Origin of the sequence: Paraglaciecola aquimarina, assembly GCF_032464635.1 — a bacterium.
Classification (GTDB): Bacteria; Pseudomonadota; Gammaproteobacteria; order Enterobacterales; family Alteromonadaceae; genus Paraglaciecola; species Paraglaciecola aquimarina.
Genome location: NZ_JAWDIO010000002.1, coordinates 1,844,494 through 1,868,697 on the forward strand (window position 1 = coordinate 1,844,494; position 24,204 = coordinate 1,868,697).

Sequence of the window (24,204 nt, forward strand, 5' to 3'; positions counted from 1 at the left end):
CAAGGGGGCCGGGTGAGAATAAGAGCAACAATGAAAAAATGAAAATATCAGTGAATATTGAACATCCGATTCCGTTGTTTACGCAATTGACCGAGCAGATTAAACAAGCGGTGTTAGCTAGTGAACTCGTCGCTGGAGATGCGTTACCTTCTATTCGTCAATTGGCGAATGATTTAGATATTAACCATAAAACGGTAGCCAAAGCCTATCGGTTGCTAGAGCGTGACGGAGTGATCCAAACTAAAGGTTACCGAGGCACCTTTATTCACCAAAATGCCAAAGAGAATAGCGCAATAGACTTGAACGAGTGGGTATTGGCTGAGTTAGATAAAGTGCTTGTTAACTTTAGAGAAGCTGGCGTCACTGAATCTGAAATGCGCATCGCTTTTAATCGTTTAATGAATAGCCGAAAAATTTAGGGAGAAACTTATGTGGGATGAATATGTACTTTATGCGGTTTTTTTAGGGCAAATATTGGTGTTGTCTTTCTACTTTCCGAACAAAATACTCGGCTTAATTAATAAAACAATTGCCCAGCATCCGAGCTCTGAATATCCCAAACTTTACCCTGTCGATGTGAAGGTGATACAAGGCAAACTTAAGTTATTCGGCTTGTTCAACATGCTTGTGGTAGCTTTAGGTTTGGCTGTCTTGTTGTTCAGTATTATCTATAACTCTAAAGAGTTAGGGGTGGGATAATCAAGGCGTACTGGTGAGCTATTTAATGCTGCAATACGCTCCTATGATTTTTCTCGGGGGACAAGGTTTTGTTTATTTAAAATTGATGCGCCAGAAAAACAAAAGTAAATACCGTAGCGCCGACTCTTCCCCAAGAAAACTAACAGATTTTGCGCCTACCGGGCTGCTTGTTACTGCCCTAGCTTCTTATGGTTTGTGTGTTAGTACTGTTGTGTACTTTACTTTCTATCCTTTTGACGGTTTCGCTGGTTTAGTGAATGTGTTAGGCGTCAGTATTATCTATGCTGCTTTTGGCATTGCTGTTTATCAAAAACTGTATGGCAAAAAATACAATCCTTTGAAGGCTGTAGATGATAGAAAGTTTGAAACCACAGTGGTGATAAAATTACTGATACTATCGGCAATTTGTTCGTCACTTTATTTGGCTATCTCGTTGATATTAGCGTCTATGGATATGCGCGACTTAAGTAATATTATCTATAGCCTTTATCTGCAAATATTTGCTTTTTATATTTACCAAGTGATGAAGTTTGATCGCGTAGATTACAGTGTTTATAAAGCTTAATTCTTAGTCAAAGGTAGATTGAAAAAGAGCAGTTGAAAAAAGCTATTGAGAAAAGAGACAGCTAAATGAAATGGATATTACTAGCAAAGGTTGCAATGTTACTAAACTTTAAGGTATTGGCTGCGGACCCCGAAACTTGGTTGACAACTTATTACCAATCACCTAACCCAGAAAAATTTGTCACAGAAGTGATTAAGCTTAGCCAACAAGGTGTGTTAAGTGACCCTAAACGGCAGCAAAGTCTGGCTGTTTTCTTAGGTCGTATACTGATTGCTAACCCTAATCAAACCAATCAGTGGTTATCGGCTCTTGGGACGCTTAATAAAAAAGACACGCAAACTCTTTACTATACGGCATGGCTAGCTGATACAAAAGAATCTAAAGCTTATTTGCAATCCGTTAACGCCCAGTCTTTATTAAACAGCAAAGCCATTAACTATTTAGAAATTGATATTAAAAGCCCTAAAACCTTGGATAATTTATGGTCGTACTTTTTTGCTACTGGCCAGATAGCACCTATCAGGCGGATAGTGTCAGCGTTAAATTACGCTGAGTATTCTGGCGCTTTAAAGGCCTATAAAACCTCAAAACAAACTAATGAAGATAAACGCAAAGCAAAGATAGATGCTATTTTTCAGGCAGCCCGTTGGTCTATTGGCAGCAATATAAAACAACACAGTAAAGTGGCTGAAATTTGTGCTGACATATTGAAAAATACTCAGTTAACCAATAATGAAGAATTGTGGTTGAGCATTGTTTTAGCTAAGGCATTACCTAATCAATATAAAATGTAAAAAACAGCTGAAGGTAAGATGAAACTTAGCGTTGTAAATTGAATTTTAAGTTGTATATTTTGCTATAATTTCGCGGCAACGGATAAAAAAATTAAGAGTAGATAATGAAATTTGTAATAGGTAAGTTTAGCAACCAAGTGTTTCATGCCTTAACTAAAAAAGAAGTGACCTTATTGTTTAAACTAGTACCCGATGAATGGACTAAGCCTATAAGGGGCGTAGTGTTAAGTGCTAAGGTATTTAAAAATACGAAAGTGGCACAGCCAGTGATGTACTCGCCTACCACTTCGCAATTGAGTATTTTTTCTCGTGGCCTTAAGCGAGAAGAGATTGCCAGACAAGTGTTAATTGAGCTGGCAGTCATTGGTGGTGAACTTGAAGCCATTAATCCTCTTAATGTCACCAAAGAACAAGACGCAGTGTTAGATGGCTTGGTTAAGACTTACTTAGATAAGTTTTTAAAAGCACGGGTGTAAGCCCTTAGTAAAAACAAATATGCTGCTTATTGGTGGCCGGTCGGCGGTTTTTTATCTTTGGGTTCATCTATTTCTGTATTTAACTCTTCTTCTATTGATTTGCTGTAAGTGATACTCAGGTAGCTTTTTGCCGGCGACTAACCAACTAATGCCAAACGCGACTAAGCAGGTTACCTCTACCCAAAATAAAGACGCATCATCAATGTTGGTTTCGTCCTTGTATAGTCAGGCAACAATAACTGCCAGCACCATCGCGACGGCAGAGCATAAATAGATTGTCGCTCTTACTTTTAAGCGTTCGCTTTGTTGGGCATGAGCTTTTCTTACTTTGATTTTTTGGCGGGCGCGATGAAAGAAAATCAAACAGAATACAAACAGCACGCCAATTAGAATAATGGCAGAATAAATATGTAACTTGGGGTGAAGGCCCAATCATAAATATTGCAGGCCAGCAGCGTCGGGTCTTGGGCTAGTTTTTCCATGCAAATTGGCGGCAACAATAGCTTTAGTTCAGGATGACTCATCGCCCATTCAAAATTTATATTGGTGGGAAATATAGCCACTAACGCCGCGCAAATGGCCGCAAGTTTAGATAGCCAAAATTGCAGTTTTCCGGCGCCATCAAAGGCAAACAAAAATGCACTCACAACAAATAACAACCCTACAAACGGAATAATAGAGCCAAAGTGAAAGCTAACGCTAATGCTGGTTGGAACTGCGCTGATTGCCGGAGGAATGTTGGTGTAACAAAAATAACTAATGGAACATATCACAGCGATACTAATCGCTATCCAGCCGATAATTGTTCGTAAAATTTCATAATTGAAAGGTGCAAGTTGATTGGTGGTCATATGCAGCTACTCCCTTAGAATGATTGAAAAAAGGTTTTGCGTTTAACTGCATCGCCATAATAATTTACGCCAAAAATTCACAGTGAGCAAATTCTAGCCATGGCCGGTATTATTAAGGTATAAAAAAGCCCACAGCATGAGTATGCTTTGGGCTACTATCGTTTTATTATTGGTCTCGAGTTTAGATTATTTTTTCAGAGCTTTCCCATGGTTAAGCTATTAATCTCACTGTGGTCACATGTTCAATATTTTGAATGGCAGCAATGACTTTGTCATCAGCCATCTTTTCTACATCGAGTATATTGTATGCCAAGTCACCGCGACTTTTATTCATCATGTCGAGTACGTTAACGTTATGGTCGGCTAGTACTGATAACACACTACCTAACACTTTGGGGACATTTTCGTTAGTGAAAACAATGCGCTGACCTTCTACTCGAGGCATGGCGGCTGCAGGAAAGTTTACCGAGTTCTTGATGTTGCCATTTTCAAGAAAATCCATGATTTGTTCGGCCGCCATGATGGCGCAGTTTTCTTCAGCTTCGGCTGTTGATGCGCCAATATGTGGCATCGCTATCACATCTTCTCTGCCATAAAATATCGGTTCTGGGAAATCACAGACGTACGTTTTTAATTGACCTTTATCTAGTGCAGCAGCTATGGCGTCTGGATCAACAATGCTCTCCCGAGCAAAGTTGACTAGCACCATGCCAGAGCTTAGCTTGCGCCAAAGCATCGGCGTTTATCATGTGTAAGGTCGGTTTAATTGCCGGGACATGCAAACTGACGTAATCGCAGCGAGCAAGTAAAGCATGCATGTTTTCTGCTCGCTGCACGTCGCTAGACAAACGCCAAGCGGCTTCGATAGAAAGTGCAGGGTCAAACCCCACCACATTCATGCCCAATGCCAATGCCATATCAGCCACTAAAGAACCAATGGCGCCAAGGCCAATAATGCCTAAAGTTTTACCTTTTAGTTCACTACCTGCAAACTGTTTCTTTTGTGCCTCTAGTGTTTTGTGTAACTCTTGGGCATCATTTATGTCATGTAAACTTGCTACATGGTCAATGCCGGGCTTGATCCCTCGAGAGCTTAATAACATACCAGCTAGCACTAGTTCTTTTACCGCGTTAGCATTGGCTCCTGGAGTATTAAATACCACTATCCCTTTTTTGCTGTAGTCTTCTACCGGTACATTGTTGACTCCGGCTCCAGCACGGGCAACTGCTAACACAGAATCTGTTAACACTTCATTATGCAATTTGTGGCTGCGCAGTAAAATGGCGTCTGGTTTGCTAATTTCAGAACTCACTTCATATTTTTCACGGCTAAAGCGTTCCAGTCCTTTGACAGAAATTTGGTTAAATGTCTTAATCTTAAACATGCTTATCCTTTAGGTTTTTATTGTAAAGTGGATAGTGATATAGAGTTGTAAGCTGATAGTTAATCCGTATTTTTAACTTGTGTATAGGCCCATTCTAACCAAGGCAATAAAGCGACCAAGTTGCTGTTTTCAATCGTCGCCCCACACCAAATACGTAGTCCGGCTGGCGCATCACGATAGGCACCTATGTCATAGGCAACTTCTTGTTCTGCTAATAGTTTAACCACAGCTTTCACTTGCTCAGGCGCGAGGTCTAAACTCAAACATACACTAGAGTTAGAACGAATAGCGGGGTCTTGGGCTAAGAAATCAATCCACTGGTGACTGGCGACGAATTCGGCGACGGTAGCAAGGTTTTGCTCGCATCGGGCGATGGTGCCTTCAATCCCCCCAATAGATTCAACCCAGGTCAACGCATCTAAATAGTCCACTACACATAGCATTGAAGGAGTATTGATGGTGGCACCAATAAACAAATCTTCTATTAATTTCCCACCTTTAGTCATGCGAAAAATCTTAGGTAACGGGCGAGGAGGGGTGTAGCTTTCCAATCTAGCAACAGCGCGAGGACTTAAAATTAGCATACCGTGGCCGCCTTCACCCCCTAGCACTTTCTGCCAACTGTAAGTGATGACGTCTAATTTAGTCCAATCCATTGTTTGAGCAAAGACGGCAGAGGTGGCATCACAGAATGTCAATCCTTGGCGCTCATCGCTTATCCAATCCGCATTAGGAACGCGAGCGCCCGAGGTGGTGCCGTTCCAAGTAAAGACGACGTCGTTATCGCAATTCACTTCTGATAGGTCTGGAATTTGTCCATAGTCTGCACTTAATATGCGGGTGTTGTCTAATTTTAGCTGTTTGCTAATATCTGTTGCCCAACCTTGGCCAAACGACTCCCAATACAACACGTCAACTGGGCGTTCACCTAACATTGACCACATGGCCATTTCCATTGCTCCTGTGTCAGAAGCTGGTACCACAGCTACGCGGTAGCCTTCGGGCAATCCGAGAATTCTTGCAGTGTCTACGCAGGCTCTTTTAAGAGCTTCTTTACCAATAGTCGCTCGGTGCGAACGACCTAAAACAGAAAGGTCTAATTTGTTAACGTCATAACCAGGGCGTTTTGCACAAGGACCAGAAGAAAAGTTGGGGTTGGCAGGTTTTAAGCTAGGTTGCATGGTAAGTCTCTAGGTAAGGATAATGTAAATGGTTTGTGTATTAAGCATACAAGAATTGGGGTGCTTGACTAATATTCAAGTGTTATGAAATATATTTGTGTTGCGATTAATTTTGCCGCTATGTGGGTCTAGATAAAAGCGGGGCTAGGACTAACAATGTTTGCTCCGGAAAAGTTTTAAAGTGCACCCAAAAAATAGATCACCTGCTTGTGACGCTAGGTGATCCTGTCTCTTTTATAGGGGGAAGATTAATTAGAATGCCACTTGGTAGCCTAACGTCCACATATAATCCATTTCCATTTGCACTCCATTTACGTTTTGATTGAGCGGTATTTGATATTCAAACGCAACTCGGTGCTGTCCGCTTATAACGCTATTTATACCAATCGCTAGATCTAGTAACTCGCCGCCATAATTGTCGGGATTGGCCGTAGTAACGGGCGCTTGGATCATGGCATCTGCCCCAGAAATATCTGTGGTGTGGCTATATTTTAGACGAGCAGAAGTACTGAGCTGTGTCGAAATCTCGTAGGCTGTCCAAGCTGATAGTTGCAATTTATCGCCCAGCTTATAGTGTTGCTCGTTTTTCTCTAAGGCGGTGGTATATAATCCCTGAGCGCCCCAACTAAAGTGCTCGCTAAAGCCATTGTAGGTGATACCCAGTTCACCTTGATGACTGCCAGAACTCAATTGCATACCATAAGGTAGGCGCATGGTCATGCGAGAGTTCATAGGTGTCAGTACTTCTGCAGATTCTTGTTCTGAACCAGTAGGAATAATCCAAGCAAAATTCCCATGTAAATGGTGATTACCAGCATCATACAGTCGATATAACAGGGCTAGTTTGCTATCTGCTAAGCCTGAGCTTGTTGTATCAAAATCCCCTAGTGTATTTGTCCCCATTGCGCCTTGATAAGTGGTCAATGTCATGTTTTTGTCTAGATAATTAATCATAGCCATCAAGGTTAAATTGTCACTTGGCGCGTACATAAATCCCAGCATATGCATTTGCGTACTCATGTCTTGAGGCACGACTCTAACCGTGGGGGGCGACATAGGGGGATTTGCGTATGGATTGGCGACTGTGGTGGCAATGGCATCATCAGTAATAGAATCACTTCCTTGGATATTGCCTGACATTTGCATATTCATAAGGCGATAAGAAAACATGAACTCGCCCTTGGCGTGTAGATGGTCGCCCATTACCCCAATGGGAGCGTGTATGATCGCACGAGCCGGGTTTGAGCCAACATCGGCATGTGAGGTAAAACTAACTAAGCCAGCCGAAACACAGGCAGCCGAAAAAAAAGTATTTTTTAACATATATAGTTCTCAATAAAGAATGAGTATTAAATGGGTTTTGTAATAAAGTGCCTTTAGCTAATACCTACTGGTATTAGGGTTAGGCAAAAAAATATATGTTAAAAGGGGGGCACGTGAAATCGCCAACTGATGCTTTCTTGCTTGATATTCCGCATTAAAATATGCAATTTTTGGATTGGCAAGGGTGAGTTGTAAATGCCCTGTCGGCTGAGCATGCAACAGATGATCTGTACTGCTATCGTTTAAGTACGAGTAAGAACATTTGATATTTTCCAGACCTAGAGGCACATTTTTGGGCGGCTCTACGAATTCAATTTTTCCACTTTGCTGGTAAGCCGAAACAGACATCCATTTAAAACTAGCGCCCGTACATATCAGCTCAATGTCGTCAGTGGCATAGGTTTTTGCCTGAGCTAATATTGTTGAGGCCGCGAACAAAGAGCCAGTACTGTTGAACAGTAACATGATGACCATTGTGCGTAAGAATAATGGGTATTTTATGGTTTTACACCAACACAAATTAGAATTCTCTGGGGATTGTACTAGGCCATTCTATAAGTGATTGAGTCTATATCTCAAGGAGTAATTTCACTTAATTGTTATTTATTGATAGCTATTGGCTAACTATATTTTACTTTTCATTTACCTAAATACATGGAAACGTTTACAAGGTTGCGTGGATACTGCAACATTGGCCTACAAAAATAATTTTAACGTAGGTACCTTTTGTGACTCAAAATACAGACAACATGTTGTTTATCGTTTTGGTGAGCTGTGTAGCCACCATAGGTGGATTCTTATTTGGCTTTGATAGCGGCGTAATTAATGGCACGGTTGACGGGCTAAGCGCCGCCTTTAACTCAGATAGTATGGGCACAGGTTTTAACGTGGCAAGCATGTTATTGGGCTGCGCGGTGGGTGCTTTTACCGCAGGCAGGTTAGCTGATAAGTACGGTCGAAAGTCCTTACTAATAGTCGCTGCGATCCTTTTCATTCTTAGTGCGTGGGGATCGGGTATTGCAACATCTTCTATAGAGTTTATTGTCTATCGAATTTTAGGAGGCTTGGCTGTTGGAGCGGCATCGGTCATGACCCCTGCATATATCAGTGAAATAGCCCCCGCACGATTGCGAGGTCGTTTGTCCTCCATTCAGCAAGTGGCGATCATTACGGGTCTATTCTGCGCCTTTGTGAGTAACTACTTTTTAGCTGATATTGCTGGCGCATCAACCGCTAAGTTTTGGCTTGGTTTTGAGGCATGGCGTTGGATGTTTTGGATTGAATTAGTGCCAGCCGTGTTGTTCTTTGGACTGTTAATGTTGATCCCCGAAAGCCCTCGATATTTAGTGTTGAACCAAAAAGATCAGCAAGCCGGGCAAGTGCTTACTCGTTTGTACGGCGCTAGCGGCGAGAGAAAATTACATGATATTCAACAGTCTCTCGCGGGAGATCGTCATGAGCCTAAGTTAGCTGATTTAGTCGACAAAGACACAGGGAAAATTCGTAGCATTATGTGGGTAGGGATTGGCTTAGCTACCTTACAGCAGTTGGTGGGTATTAACGTAGTGTTTTATTACGGCGCAGTGTTGTGGCAAGCCGTTGGTTTTTCTGAAGGCGATGCCTTGCTGATAAATGTGATTAGTGGCGCGGTGAGTATCGCGGCTTGTGTGATCACTATGTATTTAATCGATAAAGTGGGTCGTAAGCCTTTTTTAATGATTGGCTCAATTGGTATGGCTGTCACGCTGAGCACTATGGTTTACGCTTTTCTAAATGCTGGGGTTGATGCGTCAGGCAATCTTGAGTTGGGAGAATTTGGTACTGTGGCTTTGATTGCTGCTAATGCTTATGTGTTCTTCTTTAATTTATCATGGGGACCAATTATGTGGGTGATGTTGGGCGAGATGTTCCCTAACCAAATCCGCGGTTCTGGCTTAGCTGTTGCTGGTGTCGCGCAGTGGGTGACAAATTTTATCATCACAATGACATTCCCAATTTTATTGGCCGGCGTTGGCTTAGCGGGAGCATACGGGCTTTATTCGTTATGTGCCATTATTTCGGTTTTCTTTGTCGCTAAGTTTGTATACGAAACTAAAGGTAAAGAGCTAGAAGACATGCAGGGGTAGTCAATTTTATAGGTTGCGACACTGTGATAAAACACCCCCTTAAGTCGCAACCCTTGAGCGCTGTTGGCCGTCATCTGTGTGATTAAGGCCACAGCGCCAAGCGCTGCAGTCTGTATTAGTGAACCTGAATCCTGGATAAGCCGAACCTTTGGATAACGCTCTTTTTGAGTCTAGCGGCGTTGGATTGTGTAGCCTTGCTCGAGCTGTGTTGTGCACAGACCTAAAAAAGGCCTCAACGATGAGGCCTTTTGCTATTACCCTAGTGGTTACTCGATGTATGGCTTCAAGGTAATAATGGAACCATCTTCGCGGTATTTTATCTCGGCCATTTTAATTGAACGTAAATGGGTGATGCCACCTGATAGCGAAGAGTCATGATAGAACAAGTACCACTTTCCTTCGAATTCTGCTATTGAGTGATGGGTCGTCCAACCCAAGACGGGTTCGAGAATTTTTCCACCATAAGTAAAGGGGCCGTAAGGGCTATCTCCAGTGGCATAACATAAAAAGTGTGTATTCCCTGTAGAATAAGAGAAGTAGTACTTGCCATTGTACTTATGCATCCAAGCAGCTTCGAAAAAACGTCGGTCATGATCGCCGGCCAATATGGGTTGACCGTTCTCATCTAAAATAGATATTTCTGTAGGAGCTTCGGCAAACTCCAGCATATCGTCAGCCATTTTGGCCACTATTGGCCCTAGCGCGGGTTCGTCATCGGCAGGCTCTGTTAAATCAGCATTGTAGGTATGATTGCGATAGTTTTGTAATTGTCCTCCCCAGATGCCGCCAAAATACATGTAGTATTCGCCATCATCATCTTCAAATACAGCAGGATCGATACTATAGCTATGTTTGATTGCTTCGGGCTCAGCGGTGAATGGTCCTACTGGAGAGTCACTGACTGCGACTCCAATTTGAAACATACCATCGGCTTTTTTGGCTGGAAAATAGAGATAGTATTTGTCGCCTTTTCTAGCTGCATCAGGGGCCCACATTTGGCGTTCTGCCCAAGGTACGTCTTTTACATGCAAAGCTTGCCCATTGTCTACTGCCGGACTATCAAGCGAGTCCATAGAAATCACATGATAATCTTGCATATCAAAATGATCACCATTGTCATTGAAGGGAATGCCACCTTCAATATCATGGGATGGGTAGATATAAATTTTGCCATTAAATACGTGAGCCGAAGGATCGGCTGTATAGATATTTTCGACTAGAGGTTGCGATATAGCCTTAGATTTCAAGGCTTGCAATTCTTCTGGGGGTAATAATTCTTCTGACATATATAAGTACTCATTGTGCAAAGCAACAGCCCTAACTGGGCTGTGCATAGTTTGGCTAGTTAATTTTAATTTGCAATCAATCGGCTTGACGTCTTGCTGTTAAGTCTCGTTCAATTTGTTGCTCTTTGGCTTTATTAATGCTGTAGGCAAACAAGCAGACGACGGCTAAGAAAAATGGAATGGATGCATAGAGGCTAACAGACAACTTAATTCCATTGATTGTTTCAGGCATTTGGGTAATCAAATCAGCGCTGTATTGGTAATAGTCAAGAATGCTCGACAAAATTGAAGAGCCTAAGGTTAGACCAAGTTTCAATCCAACAATCATCGCAGAAAAGATAATGGCTGTGGCTCGGCGATGGGTTTTCCATTCTGAATAATCGGCTACATCTGCAATCATCGCCCATAAAAGCGGGGTAGATATACCATAAAAGAAACCATGCAGTATTTGTGACGCAAACACAGTGCCTATAGCATCTGGTGGATAGAAATAAAACAATGCAATAAAGACTGTAGATATAAACAACGAGCCTGCGAACACTTCTCTTTTACCGAACTTGTCGGCTAGTGTCTTCGAAAATCCAATTCCGATGATCATAAATATAATGCCGCCTGCGTTAAACAGTGCAAAACCTGATGTGGCTGGGTCTTCTGGCCACTTAAATTCGGTTAAGCCAATGCTGGTTAAGGTATGGTTTAAACCGTTAATAAAGCCGTTAAAACCGACATTGTCTAAGAACACGGCAATTTGTGCGGCATCTAGGTAGTTTTCAAAATAGAAAATGTACATGCCGCCTTTAAGGGCAAGCGTAACAAAGACCAAGATGGTAACGATCAGCATAATGATCCAGGGTTTATTGCTAAACAGATCCTTAAGATCTTGACCAATTGTGGATTTTTGTTCTGGCTTAGGTACTACTCGCTCTTTGGTAGTGAAAAACGTGATGAGAAACATAATTACCCCGGCTATAGATAAAAAGGTCATAACCTTTTTCAAAGCCAAGGGCTTTATCGCCGGCGCCAGCAATTAGCACTAAGGGTAGGAGTAGTACTTGAATAATAAATTGCGCAATCATTACCGCTACAAAGCGATACGCAGACATACTGTTACGTTGTTGCATATTACCAGTGATGACGCCACTCAATGCTGAATAGGGTAGGTTGTTGGCAGAATAAACCAATAACAATAATAAGTAGGTAATAAAGGCATAATATACTTTGCCCTCTGGACTAAAGTCGGGCGTGCTGAAAGCGAGTAAAGCCAATACGCCAAAGGGCACTGCGGTCCATAAAATCCAAGGTCTAAATTTCCCCCAACGAGTTTGAGTGCGGTCGGCAATCATGCCCATTAGAGGATTAAAAAACGCCGCAATTAAGCCACAAATAAAAATCACTTTAGTCGCTGACTCTACTGGAATTTTATAAACATCGGTGTAAAAAAAGGCAATAAAAGTCACCAGTGTCTGGAAAACCAAGTTAGCTGCTAAATCGCCTAGGCTATAACCAATTTTTTCTGTGACTGTTAATTTTTCTGTATTAGTCGGCATTTGTTAATAACTTGTTTTGTTGTTGTTGATTTAGTGATTGTATTAATTTGCCTGTAAAATGATATTGCCAAATTCATTTTTACAGTTACTTTTTGTTTGTCGTCTAATACTTACCATTGGGGGCTGGTATGCGGGCAAGCTACTAGCAATGGCTAGTAACTTGATACGCTTTGGCTTTAATTCGTTTGTTTTATTTTTGTTTGTTAAATGTTGTAATAATGTTTCTTTGTTGCGCTAAGTAAATCAATCATACTCAGGAAAGATAACATGACGATGAATAAAAATAGCAGTGAAAGTCGGCGAGAGTTTGTCAAAGCTATAGGGGCTGGGGTATTCACAGTCGGGGCTGGCGCTTTGACAAGCAATGCGATGGCGGCTAGTGCCAACCAAAAGAAACTAGGTATAGCACTCGTTGGTTTAGGGAACTATGCAACTAATCAACTAGCACCGGCGTTACAGGTGACTGAAAATGCCTACTTAGCAGGAATAGTAACCGGCACACCGGCCAAAGAAAAGATATGGGCCGACAAGTATAAAATTGATCCTGCACATATCTATAACTATGACAATTTCGATAATATTATCAATGATGCCGCCATTGATGTGGTGTATGTGGTGTTACCCAATTCAATGCATAAAGAATTTGTTATCCGCGCCGCACGAGCTGGCAAGCATGTTATTACCGAGAAACCAATGGGCTTAACAGCAGCCGAATGTGAAGAGATGATTGCTGCGTGTCACAAGGCTGGAGTGCAACTTTCAGTAGGTTATCGTTTACAGTTTGAAGATAATACCCAGCAGATCGTGCACGCCGGTCAGTCGTTACCGCTGGGGCCAATTAATTATGTGAGATCAGAGTTTTCATTCATTATTGGCAACCCAAAGCAGTGGCGTTTGAAAAAAGAGCTAGCGGGTGGTGGGCCAATAATGGATATTGGTATTTACTGTATTCAAGGGGCGCGAATGGCTACAGGACTAGAGCCCATCGCTTTGCGTGCAGTGGAATATAAAACAGATCATCAGAAATTCAGTAGTGTTGAAGAAACAGTAATGTGGCAAATGGAGTTTCCTGGTGGTCTGTATTCAAACTCAACTTGTTCATACAATATGAAAGCCAATGAGTTGTATGTGTCGTACGCGAAAGGTAATGCTCGACTCGAACCTGCTTATAGCTATCGTGGCGTCGGTGGGCATTTAGGACAACTTAAATTGCCCCCTCATCAAGTCAACCAACAAGCATTGCAAATGGACGATTTTGTGGTATGCATAAGGCAAAATAAAACCAGCAAAGTGTCGGGCGAAGAAGGTCTAAAAGATATGAAGATTGTTGACGCTATGTATAAGTCGATGGCCAATGGTGGCCAACGCGTGGTGATTTAACCTTGGCGTAATCTGCAATGATTATAAGTTAACGAGGTAAAGCTGAGTACCACTCATCTTTACCTCGTTTGTGAGATTAAGCTAATGAGTATTGCACGCCAGTTTGAAATATTGATTGTTATTAAAACTAAATTCATTGATAACGTTTAGCTGCACTTTACGAGTGTGGGCTTGGTACGAACGCGTATTGATCTTGTTAATAAAGGTCACCATGAATGGGTATCGCTTAGCCATGTTTTGCAGTGAAAAATTAAAAATCTCTTCAAACACACCTTGTCCACGAACACTCTTGTCAACACAAACGGGGCCGTATTGATATGAATTATCAATGGTTAGCCGATTCTGGTTTAGTGTCGAGTCATCTAAGTTGTCGACCATGTACTGAAACATTGGCCACTGGCACCAAAATTGCCAAGATGCAGACATCGCGTAGGCCACAATTTTGTCATTTTTGATTGCGATAAATAAGCCGTTTTCGTCTTCAATTAATCTAGTCAAATGGGACTCTGTAAAAGCGGTGGTAATAAAACCATCTTGCTTGTCCTGTTCTGAAATTGAATCCACTTGGTATTTATAATGCAGTGTTAACACTTCGGCGACGTTTTCTAAGGTAGCCACTTTTAACTTCAAACTCATCGTTGCCTCCTTAATCTGGTACTCATTTATTAATGTTCTAATAGCCTGATAGAAATAGCAGCCGCTGAGGTGCGGTTGTCTACCCCTAACTTTTTGAATATTTGCTCTAAGTGTTTATTCGCTGTGCGTGGGCTCATATCCAAAATTTGTGATATTTCCCAACTTGTTTTGCCATACGATACCCAGTATAAAACCTCTGATTCTCGTTTGGTAATAGGTAAATTTTGCCGTAAAAAATCCGCGTTTTTTTGCTGTTTTGCTTCGATTATATTCAGCAAGTGTTTGTCATCTTGCCGACCGTCGTAGTGGATCTCTATGGGCTTAGCAAAACAACTTAGTTTTAAATTAACACTAGTACCTGCGTTCAGCCATACCTCAAGTTTACTGGCTAGCGTGGCCCAAGGGCTATTGTCCCGCTCGGATATCGTGTCGATTAACTTATGCACATTAGGGGTAGCCCAAGATAAACGGCCTTGGTTATTGACGCAAAAAACGTGAGTGCCTGTGTGGTCCAGCGCATCTTGAGCACTCAATGCAACTTTTGCTGTTTCGATATGAGTGTTAATGCGTGCAATAACTTCGTCAGGAGAAATGGGTTTAGTGACATAATCAATGGCCCCAGCTTCAAATCCTCTTACGACGTCTTCAGAGTCACTTAAACCGGTCATAAAAATAATAGGCGTATTAGGCAATTGTTGTTTGAGTTTATGACAAGCTTCAAAACCATCCATTTGAGGCATCATGGCATCCAACAAAATGACATCTGGTTGGATTTTTTCAATAATTGACAATGCTTGCAGGCCATCAAGGGCGACAAGAGCGGTGTAGCCCTGAGCATTTAGCGCGGCATTTAACATACCTAATGATTCCGGCGAGTCATCAACCACCAACACTATTTTGCCTAAACTACTGCTCATGACTTATCTCTTCTAAATACTTAATGATTTCTGGGAAATTGCAGAATTTAACATATTCTAATAACTGCGACAGTATATCTGCTGGCACATGATAATGTTCGGTTATCTTGTCGAGTTTATCTTTAAAGCCTGACAAATAGCCGATTTCTGCCAAGGCGATTAGCTCCTGATACTGTTCTTTATGTATCGGCGGTTTGCTTTGAATAATCTCGTGGACATGGGTTGTTTGGTCCTTATGTTCAAATTGCCATTTAATTGATAGCAACTCGCCAATCTTGCCCAATAAAGCGTCCAAATTGACTGGTTTCGCGATATAGCCATTGTGATGGCCATCAGCAGCCAAATTAGTGTCAGCGTCTCTAGCATTGGCTGAGACCATAAGCACAGGCATGTTGTATTGCTGCTCACGTATTTGTTTGGCCATAGTCCAGCCGTCAATTTCAGGCATACGTACATCCAAAATCATAAGGTGAATTTTGTTATTGGCCAGAATACCCATGCCAGTGCGGGCTTCTGCGGCTTGTAATACATCAAACCCCAAAGGTTTGAGAAGATCGGTAATCAGTTGTCTTTGACTACTGTCATCGTCTACTACTAGTACTCTGCGCTTAGGCCCTAAATAGCCTATTACTCTTAATTGAATATATTCTGGTGTATTTTTGTTGTGTGCTAGTTGCACTAACATCAAACGCAGGTTAAAGGTTGTTCCTTGTCCTAGTGCACTTTTTAAGGTAATTTCGCCCCCATCAGCTCGGTCAGTGAGCGCGATATGGTTAGCCCTAAACCAGTGCCCCCAATGGCTTGAGTATGATTATTGCGAATTTGTTCGAAGGGCTTAAAGATACGTTCTTGGTTGTCTTCTGAAATACCGACACCGGTGTCAATCACGCTAAAATTTGCCACTTGATTTCGGTAGGTAATTTTAAGGGTTACAGAACCTTGCTCGGTGTATTTTATCCCGTTCGAAATAAGGTTGATTAATATCTGTCGAAATCTTTGCTTGTCGGTCGCTACGTAGTCGGGCAAATTGGAGCAGGGTTGATAATGAAACTCGATGTTCTTTTGCCCAGCTATCATTTGGAACATATCCACTAGCTGCTGCAAAATAGCTTTAAGGTTAAACTCGTCTCGTTGCAGGGTGAGTCGGCCAGCTTCGATTTTTGATATCTCTAACAAACCTTCAATAAGGTCCGTGAGGTGCTCGCCATTGCGTTTAACTATTGAAATGGAGTCTCGTTGTTTGGCAGGAATGTTTTTATCCTGACTCAATAGCTGTGCGTAACCTAACATCACGTTTAATGGGGTTCTAAGTTCATGACTTAATCCAGCTAGATAGCGACTTTTAGCGTCATTTGCCGTTTCTGCAGCGACTTTAGCGTTTTGTAGGGCTTGAGAGGTTTTTTCGTGAGCTTTAACTTCAGTTGCCAAGGTTTGAGTTAGCGAACGCAATTCTTTGAGCGCAGAATGATTGCTATTGCGAGCTAAAATAAATAGCCAACTAACGATGCCAATAATTATTGTTAGTAAGAAGAATATCTTTATTAATGTCACCGAAAAAACCTGTTTAACTTCAAGGTTTTCCAATGGAACTTGCAAATAAATAAGAAACAATATCCCTGCGCCCGTCAAGCTCATACCTGTGGTTAAGGCAACAAACTGAGCTAAGGGCGTTGTCATGATTTTCAGCAAATTGGTGGTTAAAAAACGATGGAAAAAATGATGAGATTGACTGGCCAAGGTGGCCTCTGGACGACATTGATCGCCACAACGAACATCCAGTGAGCAGCACAAAGAACAAATTGATTTTTGATAGGCCGGACAATAAGTCATGTCTTCTTGGTCAAATTCATTTTCACAAATATGACAGCGAGTGATACCAGTAATGACAACCGGTTGTTGGCGTTTTACTAAGTAGAACTTGCCTTTAGTTAAATAACCAATTAGTGGCACAGTAATGAAAGGTAAGCCGCAAGCCACAAAGGAACCCAATGCTTGCACTATTTCACCATACCAACCAAAGTGAGCAGTAAAACCAGCAAAACTGGCGATTATCATTGAGCCAACACCCACAGGGTTAATGTCGTATAAGTGGGACCGTTTAAATTCGATATGTTTAGGACTAATACCGAGAGGCTTGTTAATGATTAAATCGGCCACCACTGAGCTAAGCCAAGCTAAAACTAAAACGGAATATACCGAGAGCATATTTTCTATGGTTTGATAAATGCCAAGTTCCATGAGTAACAACGCAATGACCACGTTGAATATCATCCACACCACACGGCCTGGATGGTTGCGAGTGACACGGGAGAAAAAATTAGACCAAGCTAACGAACCTGCATAGGCATTAGCAACATTGATTTTGAGCTGGGAGATCACCACAAAACAACAGGCCACTGCCACGCTAATGCTTGGGTTTTCAAATACGTAACTAAATGCCAAGTTATACATGTTGGCCGGATCGTCGGCTAGCTCAAGTGGCACGCCTTGTTGCAACGCAAAGTAAGCTAAGAACGAGCCCAAGAACAATTTCATTGCGCCAAATACTATCCAACTAAGGCCCTCCAGCAATTAATGCTGCCCACCACTTCCACCGACTTGTTTTGGGCTTTTCTGGCAAAAAGCGTAAGAAATCGACTTGCTCGCCAATTTGCGCCACTAATGCCAATAACACCGCAGAGGCAGCGCCAAACAGTAATATATTAAAGCGCTCGCCTTGCTCACCACTTTGCCCTGTATATTCTATCCAGCCTTGGATTTGGCTATCTGGATGGGAGAAAACATAGAACAATGGCACCAACTGTAAGACTAACCATATGGGCTGGGTCCAGACTTGAAAGCGGCTAATATAGGCGATGCCATGGGTGACTAAAGGCAGCACAACTAGCGCACTGACCACATAAGCTAAAGCGAGTGGAATACCAAATAGAATTTGCAGCGCCATTGACATAATCGCGGCTTCTAAGGCAAAAAAGATAAAAGTAAAAGAGGCGTAAATAAGTGACGCTATGGTCGAGCCGATGTAACCAAAGCCGCTTCCTCGGCTGAGCAGATCTATATCGACTCCATATTTAGCGGCGTAGTAGCAAATAGGTAAGCCGGTTAAAAAAATAACAGCAATTACTGCTAGTATTGCCCAAGCAGAATTGACAAAACCAAAGTTCAGAGTGATAGCCCCACCGATCGCCTCTAACACCAAAAACGATACTATGCCTAAGGCTGTATTGGCAATACGATTTAACGACCAAACGCGAACTCGTTTCGCGGTAAAGCGCAAAGCAAAGTCTTCCATCATTTCATTGGCGACAAGTTTGTTATACGTGCGGCGAGTAGGTAATATTTTTTCGTTTGACTGCATGGGAATTCGTAATCTGTGGCTTGGAAAATGAGCGGAATATAATTTATGTGCCGACTCACGCTGTCCCCATGCTACCTAAATTACAACATGTTCGCTACGACATCGCTGCAATGTTTTTATACGAATGGTATTGGTTGCTGTAAAAACAATTTTAATGTCATTAGGCCTCAACTGTTACATTTTATCGTAATAAACAGAGTGAGCATTGCTATGTTTGACAAAAGGTATCAGTAAATATAGAAAAATCCTGCCACAGACTATTAATTAGCCAGTATAGTGCTGTAGAGCTTTAAATTTATACGATTCAAACCAACAGGTCTGAGTATTATAACCCAATTTATGTGTTATTATTTACCCGCTTTAAATCTTCCATTGGAGCAATACTTTATTCCACATACTTCAAATCAATCAGCAAAGTGTGCGCAAAGAGATGCCCTTGATTTACTTTATGGTAATAATTCTGGCAGTCTAGTTGTGACCCTCAGCATTTGTCTCGCGCTGGTTTTTGGGTTTCCAGATAATCCTGTGCAATCATTAAAAGTGTATTGGTTGTTGTTTATGTGCGCTATTTTTGTTTGGCGATTTTTGCAAACACGTCACTGGAAAACAAAACTCAAAGGGCAGGTTTACGATGCAACTAAGCCTATGTCTAAGTTTAAAATAGGTCGCTACTTAACTGCCTGTGGGTTTTCTGCATATTCTATTATGTTTTTTCATGCAATGGACGTAATAGAATTGGCTTGTACTATTGTTATTTTGTCGGCAATGGCCGGAGGAGCAGCGACTACGTTAGCCGCCAGTAAGGTGTTGTGCCGTAGCTATGCGGCGATTCTGCTTATTCCTATTTCACTACTGTCTATTGTTTCTGAGGATAGCTATCACAATACTTTAGGGATTTTAGGGGGAATTTTTGTTGTGATTATGTATTCAGCAGCGAAGCGGGCCCATCAATTTACTACTGAATCGATACTTATTAAAAACCAACACGCCGATTTACTAGAGGAAATGGAACTAAAGAATCAACAAATTTCAGAGGCCAACACCACGCTAGAACGAAAGGTAAAAAAACGTACCGATGAGATTTTTGAATTATCTAATATTGATCCTCTTACCAAATTGTTTAACCGAAACGCATTTTCTGAGAATCTTAGGTTGTTAATTGACTCATGCAAATTGCGGGATACTAAGTTAGCCGTATTGTTTATCGACCTAGATGGCTTTAAGAGTATCAATGATTCTCTTGGTCATACTGTTGGCGATAAAGTGTTGTTAAAAACAGCCCAACGATTGACGAATCATAGTGAAAAAGCACAAAGCTTGTGTCGTTGGGGGGGAGATGAATTTTTAATTGCTTTGGAAAATGTAGAAGGTGATGATGCGCTGCAGTTTGCTCGCCAGCTTATTTCCAATCTATCCAAACCTATCATTATTGAACAGCACGAACTCAATGTTGGGGCGACGGTAGGTATCGCTATGTATCCAGATCACGGTACAGACGAAATAGAGCTTATTACCTTAGCCGATACTGCTATGTACCAGCAAAAACAAAGCGTCAAGTCTGAAGTGTGCATGTTTACCGAGCAAATGCGCGAAACCCTATACCGTCAAATTACCTTGAAGAATGGGTTAAGCTCGGCGTTGAAAAATAATCAACTGTATATGGTGTACCAACCTGTGGTTGACTGCGACACGGGGCAAGTTGGATTTTGTGAAGCCCTTTTGCGTTGGGAATTGGATGGAAAATTAATTCCTCCATCTGAATTTATTCCTGTGGCTGAACAATATGGGTTAATCTATTCGATTGGGGCGTGGGTGATGCAGCAATCATGTCAACAAGCGGCGAGTTGGTCATTTGATAAAGATGTCAGTGTGTCAGTTAATGTGTCGGTTGCTCAGCTAATGCATGGTGACTTGGTCAATATTGTGACCCGCGCTTTACATGATTCTGGACTACCCGCAGAAAATTTGCATATTGAAATTACCGAGTCTATTTTTGCCGCTGATATCAACTATGTGCTGCAACAAATGAAGTCCTTACAGAAGTTGAATATTAAAGTATCGGTTGATGATTTTGGCACTGGGTTTTCTTCACTGGCCCTGTTGCAGTCATTGTCTGCTGATGTCGTTAAGATTGACCGAAGTTTTATATCTACTATCGACAAAGGCGGAAAAGCAATTATTCAGGCCACTCAATATATGGCGAATGAGCTAGGTTACAGTGTGGTAGCTGAAGGTGTAGAGACTAAAAAGCAAGCGGATGATCTTAAGGCTATGGGGGTTGCTAATCTACAAGGTTTTTATTTTGGCAAACCTATGAAACTAGAAAAACTCGACGCTTGGCATCAAGGTTTTAAGCAAGACAATCGAAAATTGTAAGTCGCTTTCTACCTATGAGAGGAGCCAGTATAAGTCGATTTGGGCCCATGCGCAGCCGGGCGCATTGCCAGTTACTGCTAAACTGTTATTATGGCTGTTCCTTGCTAGCACGTTAAATCTATAACATGAAAAATAAAGTCTCTCCTGAAGTTGAAACTCAAGCATTAAAAATGGCAAAAGCCACACAAAAACCAGGGCAAACCAAGGAGCAAACTAAGCTGATCGCGAAAGGCATTGAAAAGGGCATTGCTGAATATAAAAAGCAACAAGGTCAAAAGTTACGTGAAATCGATAAACAGCGCAAACAGAAAATAAAGCAGCGAAATGCGCAACCTGCTGACGCTATTACAGAACTTCCCCCAGCAAATAAGACGGTTGAATATCTACCTTGGTATTTGCTGGTGATGAGTTGGTTCGCTTTTATTGTCTACATCATTCTATAAAAGCAGAGGCTTGGGTATAATCCTCCGCAAACCCGTTAATTAACATTGAGTTCTTTTTTGAGAAAGCGTTTTTTTACTTCTAATAAAGCAGCATCATCCCCCCGCTCACATAGAAAAAATCGTGGGAAACACCCTTCTCAACCAATGGGGCCGATTCGATATTTTAGGGTTGAGGGACTAACCCATGAAGGTAAAGGGGTTGCTCGGGCAGATGGAAAGGTTACCTTTATAGCCGGAGCCCTCCCCGGAGAAAAGGTAACAGCTCAAGTTGTTAAGTCCAATCGTCGTTTTGATGAAGCTAAGTTGGTTGATATTGAGCAGCCAAGTGTTCATCGGGTTACACCTGCCTGTTCTCACTATGCGGAGTGTGGGGGATGCAGTTTTCAACACTTAACTGTTGAACAACAAAGAGAATCCAAGAAAATTTGGTTACAAGGCCAGTTACGAAAAGTGTGTTCAACTGATGATATTATGTTACTCGCAGATTCGGCTATGGGTTATCGAAGACGAGCGCGGCTTGCTATACGCGTAGTGGATGAGCAACTGCTGTTGGGATTTCGTGGCAATGGCACTCAGCAAATCGTTTCTATTGATAACTGCATTGTGTTAACTGAGCCACTACAACAGACATTTGTCGCACTAAAATCAGTGTTGCTCGAGGATGCTGTTCTTGGCTGTATTGCCGCTAAATTGGGGCATGTTGAGTTGCTAGAAGACGACAAAGGCGTATCGGTATTGTTTCGCTTAACGGGAAATGTTGAGCAAGGAATACGCACCAAATGGAGCGCTTGGGCTGAAATGCAAAACGTGGAATTGTATTGGCAATTTAGTGGTGAAAACCGAGCCAATGTTAGTCAAGTGGCCAGAAGGCAGTATCAAGTCGACGATTTTGCTTTACGTTATCATCCACAAGATTTTATTCAGGTTAACGCCGCTATGAACGCAAAAATGGTCGAGCAAGCCATGCAGTGGCTGGCCCCTAGCCAAGATGACGTTATTCTCGACTTATTTTGTGGAGTAGGTAATTTTTCGTTACCCTTAGCTAAACGAGCCAAGCAGGTTGTGGGGGTGGAAGTGCAAGAGAGTATGGTTAAGGCTGGCCAGTCAAATGCGCAAACCAATCATTTAAGTAACTTGTCGTTTGTTGCCGCCGATTTAACGCAAGCGACCAATAAAGATATTACCTCATATGGCGTAACAAAGGTGTTGCTTGACCCGCCAAGAGCAGGGGCCATCGAATTTTTACCAAGCCTAGTCAAACTCAAACCCAAGCAAATTCTATATGTTTCTTGTGATGCTGCGACCTTGGCTCGCGACGCAGAATATCTACTTGAAAAGCGCTATAAAGTTAAGCGTGTCGCGATGATGGATATGTTTCCACAGACAGCTCATTTGGAAACAATGTTGTTGTTCTCTCGATAAAAGCCGAGACTGTTAAAACGGCTTGATATAACGCCAACCCATATTGATAAGTGATTCCTCAAAATGCCGGCAGTGGTTTTTGAACAAGGCTTAGGTGTACAGGAATAGTTGTTCCCTTTTAAATCCTCAGAGCGCAGAGAAAAGTCTGTTAGGACCTTTTCGTGAGCGAGTTTTAAAAGCACATACACAGGCCCCTGTTAATGAAGGCTTGCGCTAAATTGGTCGACTGGCGACGTTTTTTGAAGGTGCGCTTATTGCATTAATTGCTGTTGCAGGGCGCGTAGCTTCTGTTCATGCTCTATCCGTTTTTGCGCTTCGTCTAATACATTTTGCTTTTGTTTTTCTAGTTGTTGAAGCATGTCTTTTTTGGTTGCCGGGTCAAGGCTAGTATCACTTTCTAAGGCTTGGATTTTTTCGTCAATTTCTTTAAGTTTTGTACGATCTAAGCCGATTCTCGCATCCAAGACCAGCTGCATTAACGTTTCGTAACTAGTTTGCTTGTCGATATTTTCGGTTGATACGTGCTTTTCTGTGGCTTGCTGATTACTTTGTGTGGTGCGATAAAAGGAGCCTGAAGGTGATGTATTTTCTAGAGCTTGCTCAAAACGGCTATAAACTTCTTTCTCCATTTTATGGGTGTCGGTCCAGCCATCCATATTTACAGCAAATTCAAGGGCACCGTACAAATCTGACAATAATGTCTGAATACCGTCAGCACTCCATTGCTGTTCTGGCGCAAGTGGCGTTTTAGTTGGTATACCTTCGATTTGTACACCAAAAACGACAAGATGCATGTGTAATTGCAATGTCATAAGATCTGTTTCTTGCATACCTTCACTGGCTTTATTCCATGCTTGTTTTACAAATGGGGGAGCGTTGACGGGCGGAAAAACTAGGGTTCGAGCTATCCCCACTTCGACGATACCGTCATTGTTGATATCCACTCGATCAGAAAAATCTGGTTGTTTAAGTAGGTTAGTGGCACCTTCTTCACTCAACTCGTTGGCATTAATGTTCTGGGCTAAAGAATTTGCCCGTTGCAATAGGGATAGTTCAGTGGAATCCATTGCCATTAACACTTGTTTCGATGATTTACCGGTATCTGCCATTTCAGCTCGTGCATCGTTAAGCAATTGTTGAAAGTCGATGATTTCCGCATCTGATACATTACGTCTGTGAAGTCGTTCGAGGCTTCGTTCTGTTAAGTTAATTGCATGAAGCATGCTGGCATTCCTTTGGGGGTTGTTATTGCTAAAGCAATTCTTGCACCATTAGAGATCAGCCTAGCAGCTCTAGTTGATGCAGAGTATAAGGCTGAAGTTAGCCACGACGTGGCAATAAAATGCACCCTAAAGCGGCGTTAATTTAGTACGACAAATTGAAAATAGCAGAGATATTATGCGAGTCCCCTACGACAATATAGCTAGCTATTCTATTAG

General features: G+C 42.0%; 26 protein-coding genes. 11 read left to right on the top strand and 15 right to left on the bottom strand.

Going from position 1 to position 24,204, the window contains the following annotated elements; translation table 11 throughout:
• The first annotated feature begins 38 nt into the window (after positions 1-38).
• The 6 genes from RS130_RS09375 (at position 39) to RS130_RS09400 (ending at position 2,808) form a co-directional block, all read left to right on the top strand.
• Entirely contained in the window at positions 39-419 is a 381-nt protein-coding gene (locus RS130_RS09375; protein ID WP_316025738.1) for a GntR family transcriptional regulator, read from the top strand.
• Between the two features lie 10 nt (positions 420-429).
• The gene (locus tag RS130_RS09380) at positions 430-699 is read left to right on the top strand and encodes a hypothetical protein (RefSeq protein ID WP_316025739.1); all 270 of its coding nucleotides are present in this window, start codon (positions 430-432) and stop codon (positions 697-699) included.
• 25 nt (positions 700-724) lie between these two features.
• The gene (locus RS130_RS09385) at positions 725-1,264 is read left to right on the top strand and encodes a hypothetical protein (protein ID WP_316025740.1); all 540 of its coding nucleotides are present in this window, start codon (positions 725-727) and stop codon (positions 1,262-1,264) included.
• Positions 1,265-1,329: 65 nt separating this feature from the next.
• Positions 1,330-2,058 carry a hypothetical protein gene (locus RS130_RS09390; RefSeq protein WP_316025741.1) on the top strand — a complete coding sequence of 243 codons (729 nt, stop codon included), beginning with the start codon at positions 1,330-1,332 and terminating at the stop codon, positions 2,056-2,058.
• Between the two features lie 104 nt (positions 2,059-2,162).
• Entirely contained in the window at positions 2,163-2,534 is a 372-nt protein-coding gene (locus tag RS130_RS09395) for a hypothetical protein (RefSeq protein WP_316025742.1), read from the top strand.
• Between the two features lie 127 nt (positions 2,535-2,661).
• Complete coding sequence (locus RS130_RS09400) at positions 2,662-2,808, top strand: hypothetical protein (RefSeq protein ID WP_316025743.1); 147 nt, start codon at positions 2,662-2,664, stop codon at positions 2,806-2,808.
• A 112-nt stretch (positions 2,809-2,920) separates the two neighbouring features.
• Here the strand turns inward: RS130_RS09400 and RS130_RS09405 are convergent, their stop codons facing one another.
• From RS130_RS09405 to RS130_RS09430, 6 genes are all read right to left on the bottom strand, one after another.
• Positions 2,921-3,385 carry a hypothetical protein gene (locus RS130_RS09405; RefSeq protein ID WP_316025744.1) on the bottom strand — a complete coding sequence of 155 codons (465 nt, stop codon included), beginning with the start codon at positions 3,383-3,385 and terminating at the stop codon, positions 2,921-2,923.
• Positions 3,386-3,596: 211 nt separating this feature from the next.
• Entirely contained in the window at positions 3,597-4,094 is a 498-nt protein-coding gene (locus RS130_RS09410) for a phosphoglycerate dehydrogenase (protein WP_316025745.1), read from the bottom strand.
• Positions 4,057-4,770 carry a 3-phosphoglycerate dehydrogenase gene (locus RS130_RS09415; protein WP_316025746.1) on the bottom strand — a complete coding sequence of 238 codons (714 nt, stop codon included), beginning with the start codon at positions 4,768-4,770 and terminating at the stop codon, positions 4,057-4,059. The genes RS130_RS09410 and RS130_RS09415 overlap by 38 nt, the downstream gene beginning before the upstream one ends.
• Before the next feature lie 59 nt (positions 4,771-4,829).
• Positions 4,830-5,951, bottom strand: a complete 1,122-nt coding sequence (locus tag RS130_RS09420) for a phosphoserine transaminase (protein WP_316025747.1) — start codon at positions 5,949-5,951, stop codon at positions 4,830-4,832.
• 252 nt (positions 5,952-6,203) lie between these two features.
• On the bottom strand, positions 6,204-7,274 hold the full coding sequence (locus tag RS130_RS09425; protein WP_316025748.1) for a transporter: 1,071 nt from the start codon (positions 7,272-7,274) through the stop codon (positions 6,204-6,206).
• 57 nt (positions 7,275-7,331) lie between these two features.
• Entirely contained in the window at positions 7,332-7,793 is a 462-nt protein-coding gene (locus RS130_RS09430) for a hypothetical protein (RefSeq protein WP_316025749.1), read from the bottom strand.
• Positions 7,794-8,002: 209 nt separating this feature from the next.
• Here RS130_RS09430 and RS130_RS09435 point away from each other — a divergent pair, with 209 nt between their 5' ends.
• Positions 8,003-9,400: a sugar porter family MFS transporter gene (locus RS130_RS09435; protein ID WP_316025750.1), complete on the top strand. Its 1,398-nt coding sequence runs from the start codon at positions 8,003-8,005 to the stop codon at positions 9,398-9,400.
• 266 nt (positions 9,401-9,666) lie between these two features.
• Here the strand turns inward: RS130_RS09435 and RS130_RS09440 are convergent, their stop codons facing one another.
• The 3 genes from RS130_RS09440 to RS130_RS09450 form a co-directional block, all read right to left on the bottom strand.
• A complete protein-coding gene (locus tag RS130_RS09440) occupies positions 9,667-10,686 on the bottom strand; it encodes a glycoside hydrolase family 43 protein (protein ID WP_316025751.1) in 1,020 nt (339 codons plus the stop codon).
• Between the two features lie 76 nt (positions 10,687-10,762).
• Positions 10,763-11,641, bottom strand: coding sequence for an MFS transporter (locus tag RS130_RS09445; protein ID WP_316025752.1), 879 nt, complete (start codon positions 11,639-11,641; stop codon positions 10,763-10,765).
• Positions 11,595-12,233, bottom strand: a complete 639-nt coding sequence (locus tag RS130_RS09450) for an MFS transporter (protein WP_316025753.1) — start codon at positions 12,231-12,233, stop codon at positions 11,595-11,597. Before RS130_RS09450 ends, RS130_RS09445 begins: the two co-directional genes overlap by 47 nt.
• A 267-nt stretch (positions 12,234-12,500) precedes the next feature.
• Here RS130_RS09450 and RS130_RS09455 point away from each other — a divergent pair, with 267 nt between their 5' ends.
• Positions 12,501-13,613 carry a Gfo/Idh/MocA family protein gene (locus RS130_RS09455; protein ID WP_316025754.1) on the top strand — a complete coding sequence of 371 codons (1,113 nt, stop codon included), beginning with the start codon at positions 12,501-12,503 and terminating at the stop codon, positions 13,611-13,613.
• A gap of 81 nt (positions 13,614-13,694) precedes the next feature.
• On the opposite strand, the gene RS130_RS09460 is transcribed toward RS130_RS09455, so the two are convergent.
• From RS130_RS09460 to RS130_RS09480, 5 genes are read right to left on the bottom strand one after another with little or no spacing between them, the layout of a single operon-like run.
• Positions 13,695-14,249, bottom strand: a complete 555-nt coding sequence (locus tag RS130_RS09460) for a GNAT family acetyltransferase (protein ID WP_316025755.1) — start codon at positions 14,247-14,249, stop codon at positions 13,695-13,697.
• A 29-nt stretch (positions 14,250-14,278) separates the two neighbouring features.
• Positions 14,279-15,166 carry a response regulator gene (locus RS130_RS09465; protein WP_316025756.1) on the bottom strand — a complete coding sequence of 296 codons (888 nt, stop codon included), beginning with the start codon at positions 15,164-15,166 and terminating at the stop codon, positions 14,279-14,281.
• Positions 15,156-15,851 (bottom strand): response regulator, encoded by a 696-nt coding sequence (locus RS130_RS09470; protein WP_316025757.1) that lies wholly within the window; start codon positions 15,849-15,851, stop codon positions 15,156-15,158. Before RS130_RS09470 ends, RS130_RS09465 begins: the two co-directional genes overlap by 11 nt.
• A 41-nt stretch (positions 15,852-15,892) precedes the next feature.
• Complete coding sequence (locus tag RS130_RS09475) at positions 15,893-17,737, bottom strand: ATP-binding protein (RefSeq protein ID WP_316025758.1); 1,845 nt, start codon at positions 17,735-17,737, stop codon at positions 15,893-15,895.
• Entirely contained in the window at positions 17,721-18,524 is an 804-nt protein-coding gene (locus RS130_RS09480; protein WP_316025759.1) for a purine-cytosine permease family protein, read from the bottom strand. The genes RS130_RS09475 and RS130_RS09480 overlap by 17 nt, the downstream gene beginning before the upstream one ends.
• Before the next feature lie 339 nt (positions 18,525-18,863).
• On the opposite strand from RS130_RS09480, the gene RS130_RS09485 reads away from it, so the two are divergent.
• The 3 genes from RS130_RS09485 to rlmD all read left to right on the top strand — a co-directional run bounded on the left by RS130_RS09485 (position 18,864) and on the right by rlmD (position 22,765).
• On the top strand, positions 18,864-20,900 hold the full coding sequence (locus tag RS130_RS09485; protein ID WP_316025760.1) for a putative bifunctional diguanylate cyclase/phosphodiesterase: 2,037 nt from the start codon (positions 18,864-18,866) through the stop codon (positions 20,898-20,900).
• Between the two features lie 125 nt (positions 20,901-21,025).
• Positions 21,026-21,343, top strand: a complete 318-nt coding sequence (locus tag RS130_RS09490; RefSeq protein ID WP_316025761.1) for a DUF2956 domain-containing protein — start codon at positions 21,026-21,028, stop codon at positions 21,341-21,343.
• 57 nt (positions 21,344-21,400) lie between these two features.
• A complete protein-coding gene (gene rlmD, locus RS130_RS09495) occupies positions 21,401-22,765 on the top strand; it encodes a 23S rRNA (uracil(1939)-C(5))-methyltransferase RlmD (RefSeq protein ID WP_316025762.1) in 1,365 nt (454 codons plus the stop codon).
• A 251-nt stretch (positions 22,766-23,016) separates the two neighbouring features.
• Here rlmD and RS130_RS09500 read toward each other — a convergent pair whose 3' ends face one another.
• On the bottom strand, positions 23,017-23,988 hold the full coding sequence (locus RS130_RS09500; protein WP_316025763.1) for a hypothetical protein: 972 nt from the start codon (positions 23,986-23,988) through the stop codon (positions 23,017-23,019).
• Between the last annotated feature and the right edge of the window lie 216 nt (positions 23,989-24,204).

Coding starts and splice junctions, on each gene's coding strand:
- RS130_RS09380 (WP_316025739.1), top strand. CDS start 430: ATGTGGGATGAATATGTACTTTATGCGGTTTTTTTAGGGCAAATATTG.
- RS130_RS09500 (WP_316025763.1), bottom strand. CDS start 23,988: ATGCTTCATGCAATTAACTTAACAGAACGAAGCCTCGAACGACTTCAC.
- RS130_RS09490 (WP_316025761.1), top strand. CDS start 21,026: ATGAAAAATAAAGTCTCTCCTGAAGTTGAAACTCAAGCATTAAAAATG.
- RS130_RS09465 (WP_316025756.1), bottom strand. CDS start 15,166: ATGAGCAGTAGTTTAGGCAAAATAGTGTTGGTGGTTGATGACTCGCCG.
- RS130_RS09445 (WP_316025752.1), bottom strand. CDS start 11,641: ATGTTTCTCATCACGTTTTTCACTACCAAAGAGCGAGTAGTACCTAAG.
- RS130_RS09420 (WP_316025747.1), bottom strand. CDS start 5,951: ATGCAACCTAGCTTAAAACCTGCCAACCCCAACTTTTCTTCTGGTCCT.
- RS130_RS09385 (WP_316025740.1), top strand. CDS start 725: ATGCTGCAATACGCTCCTATGATTTTTCTCGGGGGACAAGGTTTTGTT.
- RS130_RS09470 (WP_316025757.1), bottom strand. CDS start 15,851: ATGTTAGTGCAACTAGCACACAACAAAAATACACCAGAATATATTCAA.
- RS130_RS09450 (WP_316025753.1), bottom strand. CDS start 12,233: ATGCCGACTAATACAGAAAAATTAACAGTCACAGAAAAAATTGGTTAT.
- RS130_RS09375 (WP_316025738.1), top strand. CDS start 39: ATGAAAATATCAGTGAATATTGAACATCCGATTCCGTTGTTTACGCAA.
- RS130_RS09395 (WP_316025742.1), top strand. CDS start 2,163: ATGAAATTTGTAATAGGTAAGTTTAGCAACCAAGTGTTTCATGCCTTA.
- RS130_RS09440 (WP_316025751.1), bottom strand. CDS start 10,686: ATGTCAGAAGAATTATTACCCCCAGAAGAATTGCAAGCCTTGAAATCT.
- RS130_RS09405 (WP_316025744.1), bottom strand. CDS start 3,385: ATGACCACCAATCAACTTGCACCTTTCAATTATGAAATTTTACGAACA.
- RS130_RS09410 (WP_316025745.1), bottom strand. CDS start 4,094: ATGGTGCTAGTCAACTTTGCTCGGGAGAGCATTGTTGATCCAGACGCC.
- RS130_RS09415 (WP_316025746.1), bottom strand. CDS start 4,770: ATGTTTAAGATTAAGACATTTAACCAAATTTCTGTCAAAGGACTGGAA.
- RS130_RS09460 (WP_316025755.1), bottom strand. CDS start 14,249: ATGAGTTTGAAGTTAAAAGTGGCTACCTTAGAAAACGTCGCCGAAGTG.
- RS130_RS09455 (WP_316025754.1), top strand. CDS start 12,501: ATGACGATGAATAAAAATAGCAGTGAAAGTCGGCGAGAGTTTGTCAAA.
- RS130_RS09485 (WP_316025760.1), top strand. CDS start 18,864: ATGTGTTATTATTTACCCGCTTTAAATCTTCCATTGGAGCAATACTTT.
- RS130_RS09425 (WP_316025748.1), bottom strand. CDS start 7,274: ATGTTAAAAAATACTTTTTTTTCGGCTGCCTGTGTTTCGGCTGGCTTA.
- RS130_RS09390 (WP_316025741.1), top strand. CDS start 1,330: ATGAAATGGATATTACTAGCAAAGGTTGCAATGTTACTAAACTTTAAG.
- RS130_RS09480 (WP_316025759.1), bottom strand. CDS start 18,524: ATGCAGTCAAACGAAAAAATATTACCTACTCGCCGCACGTATAACAAA.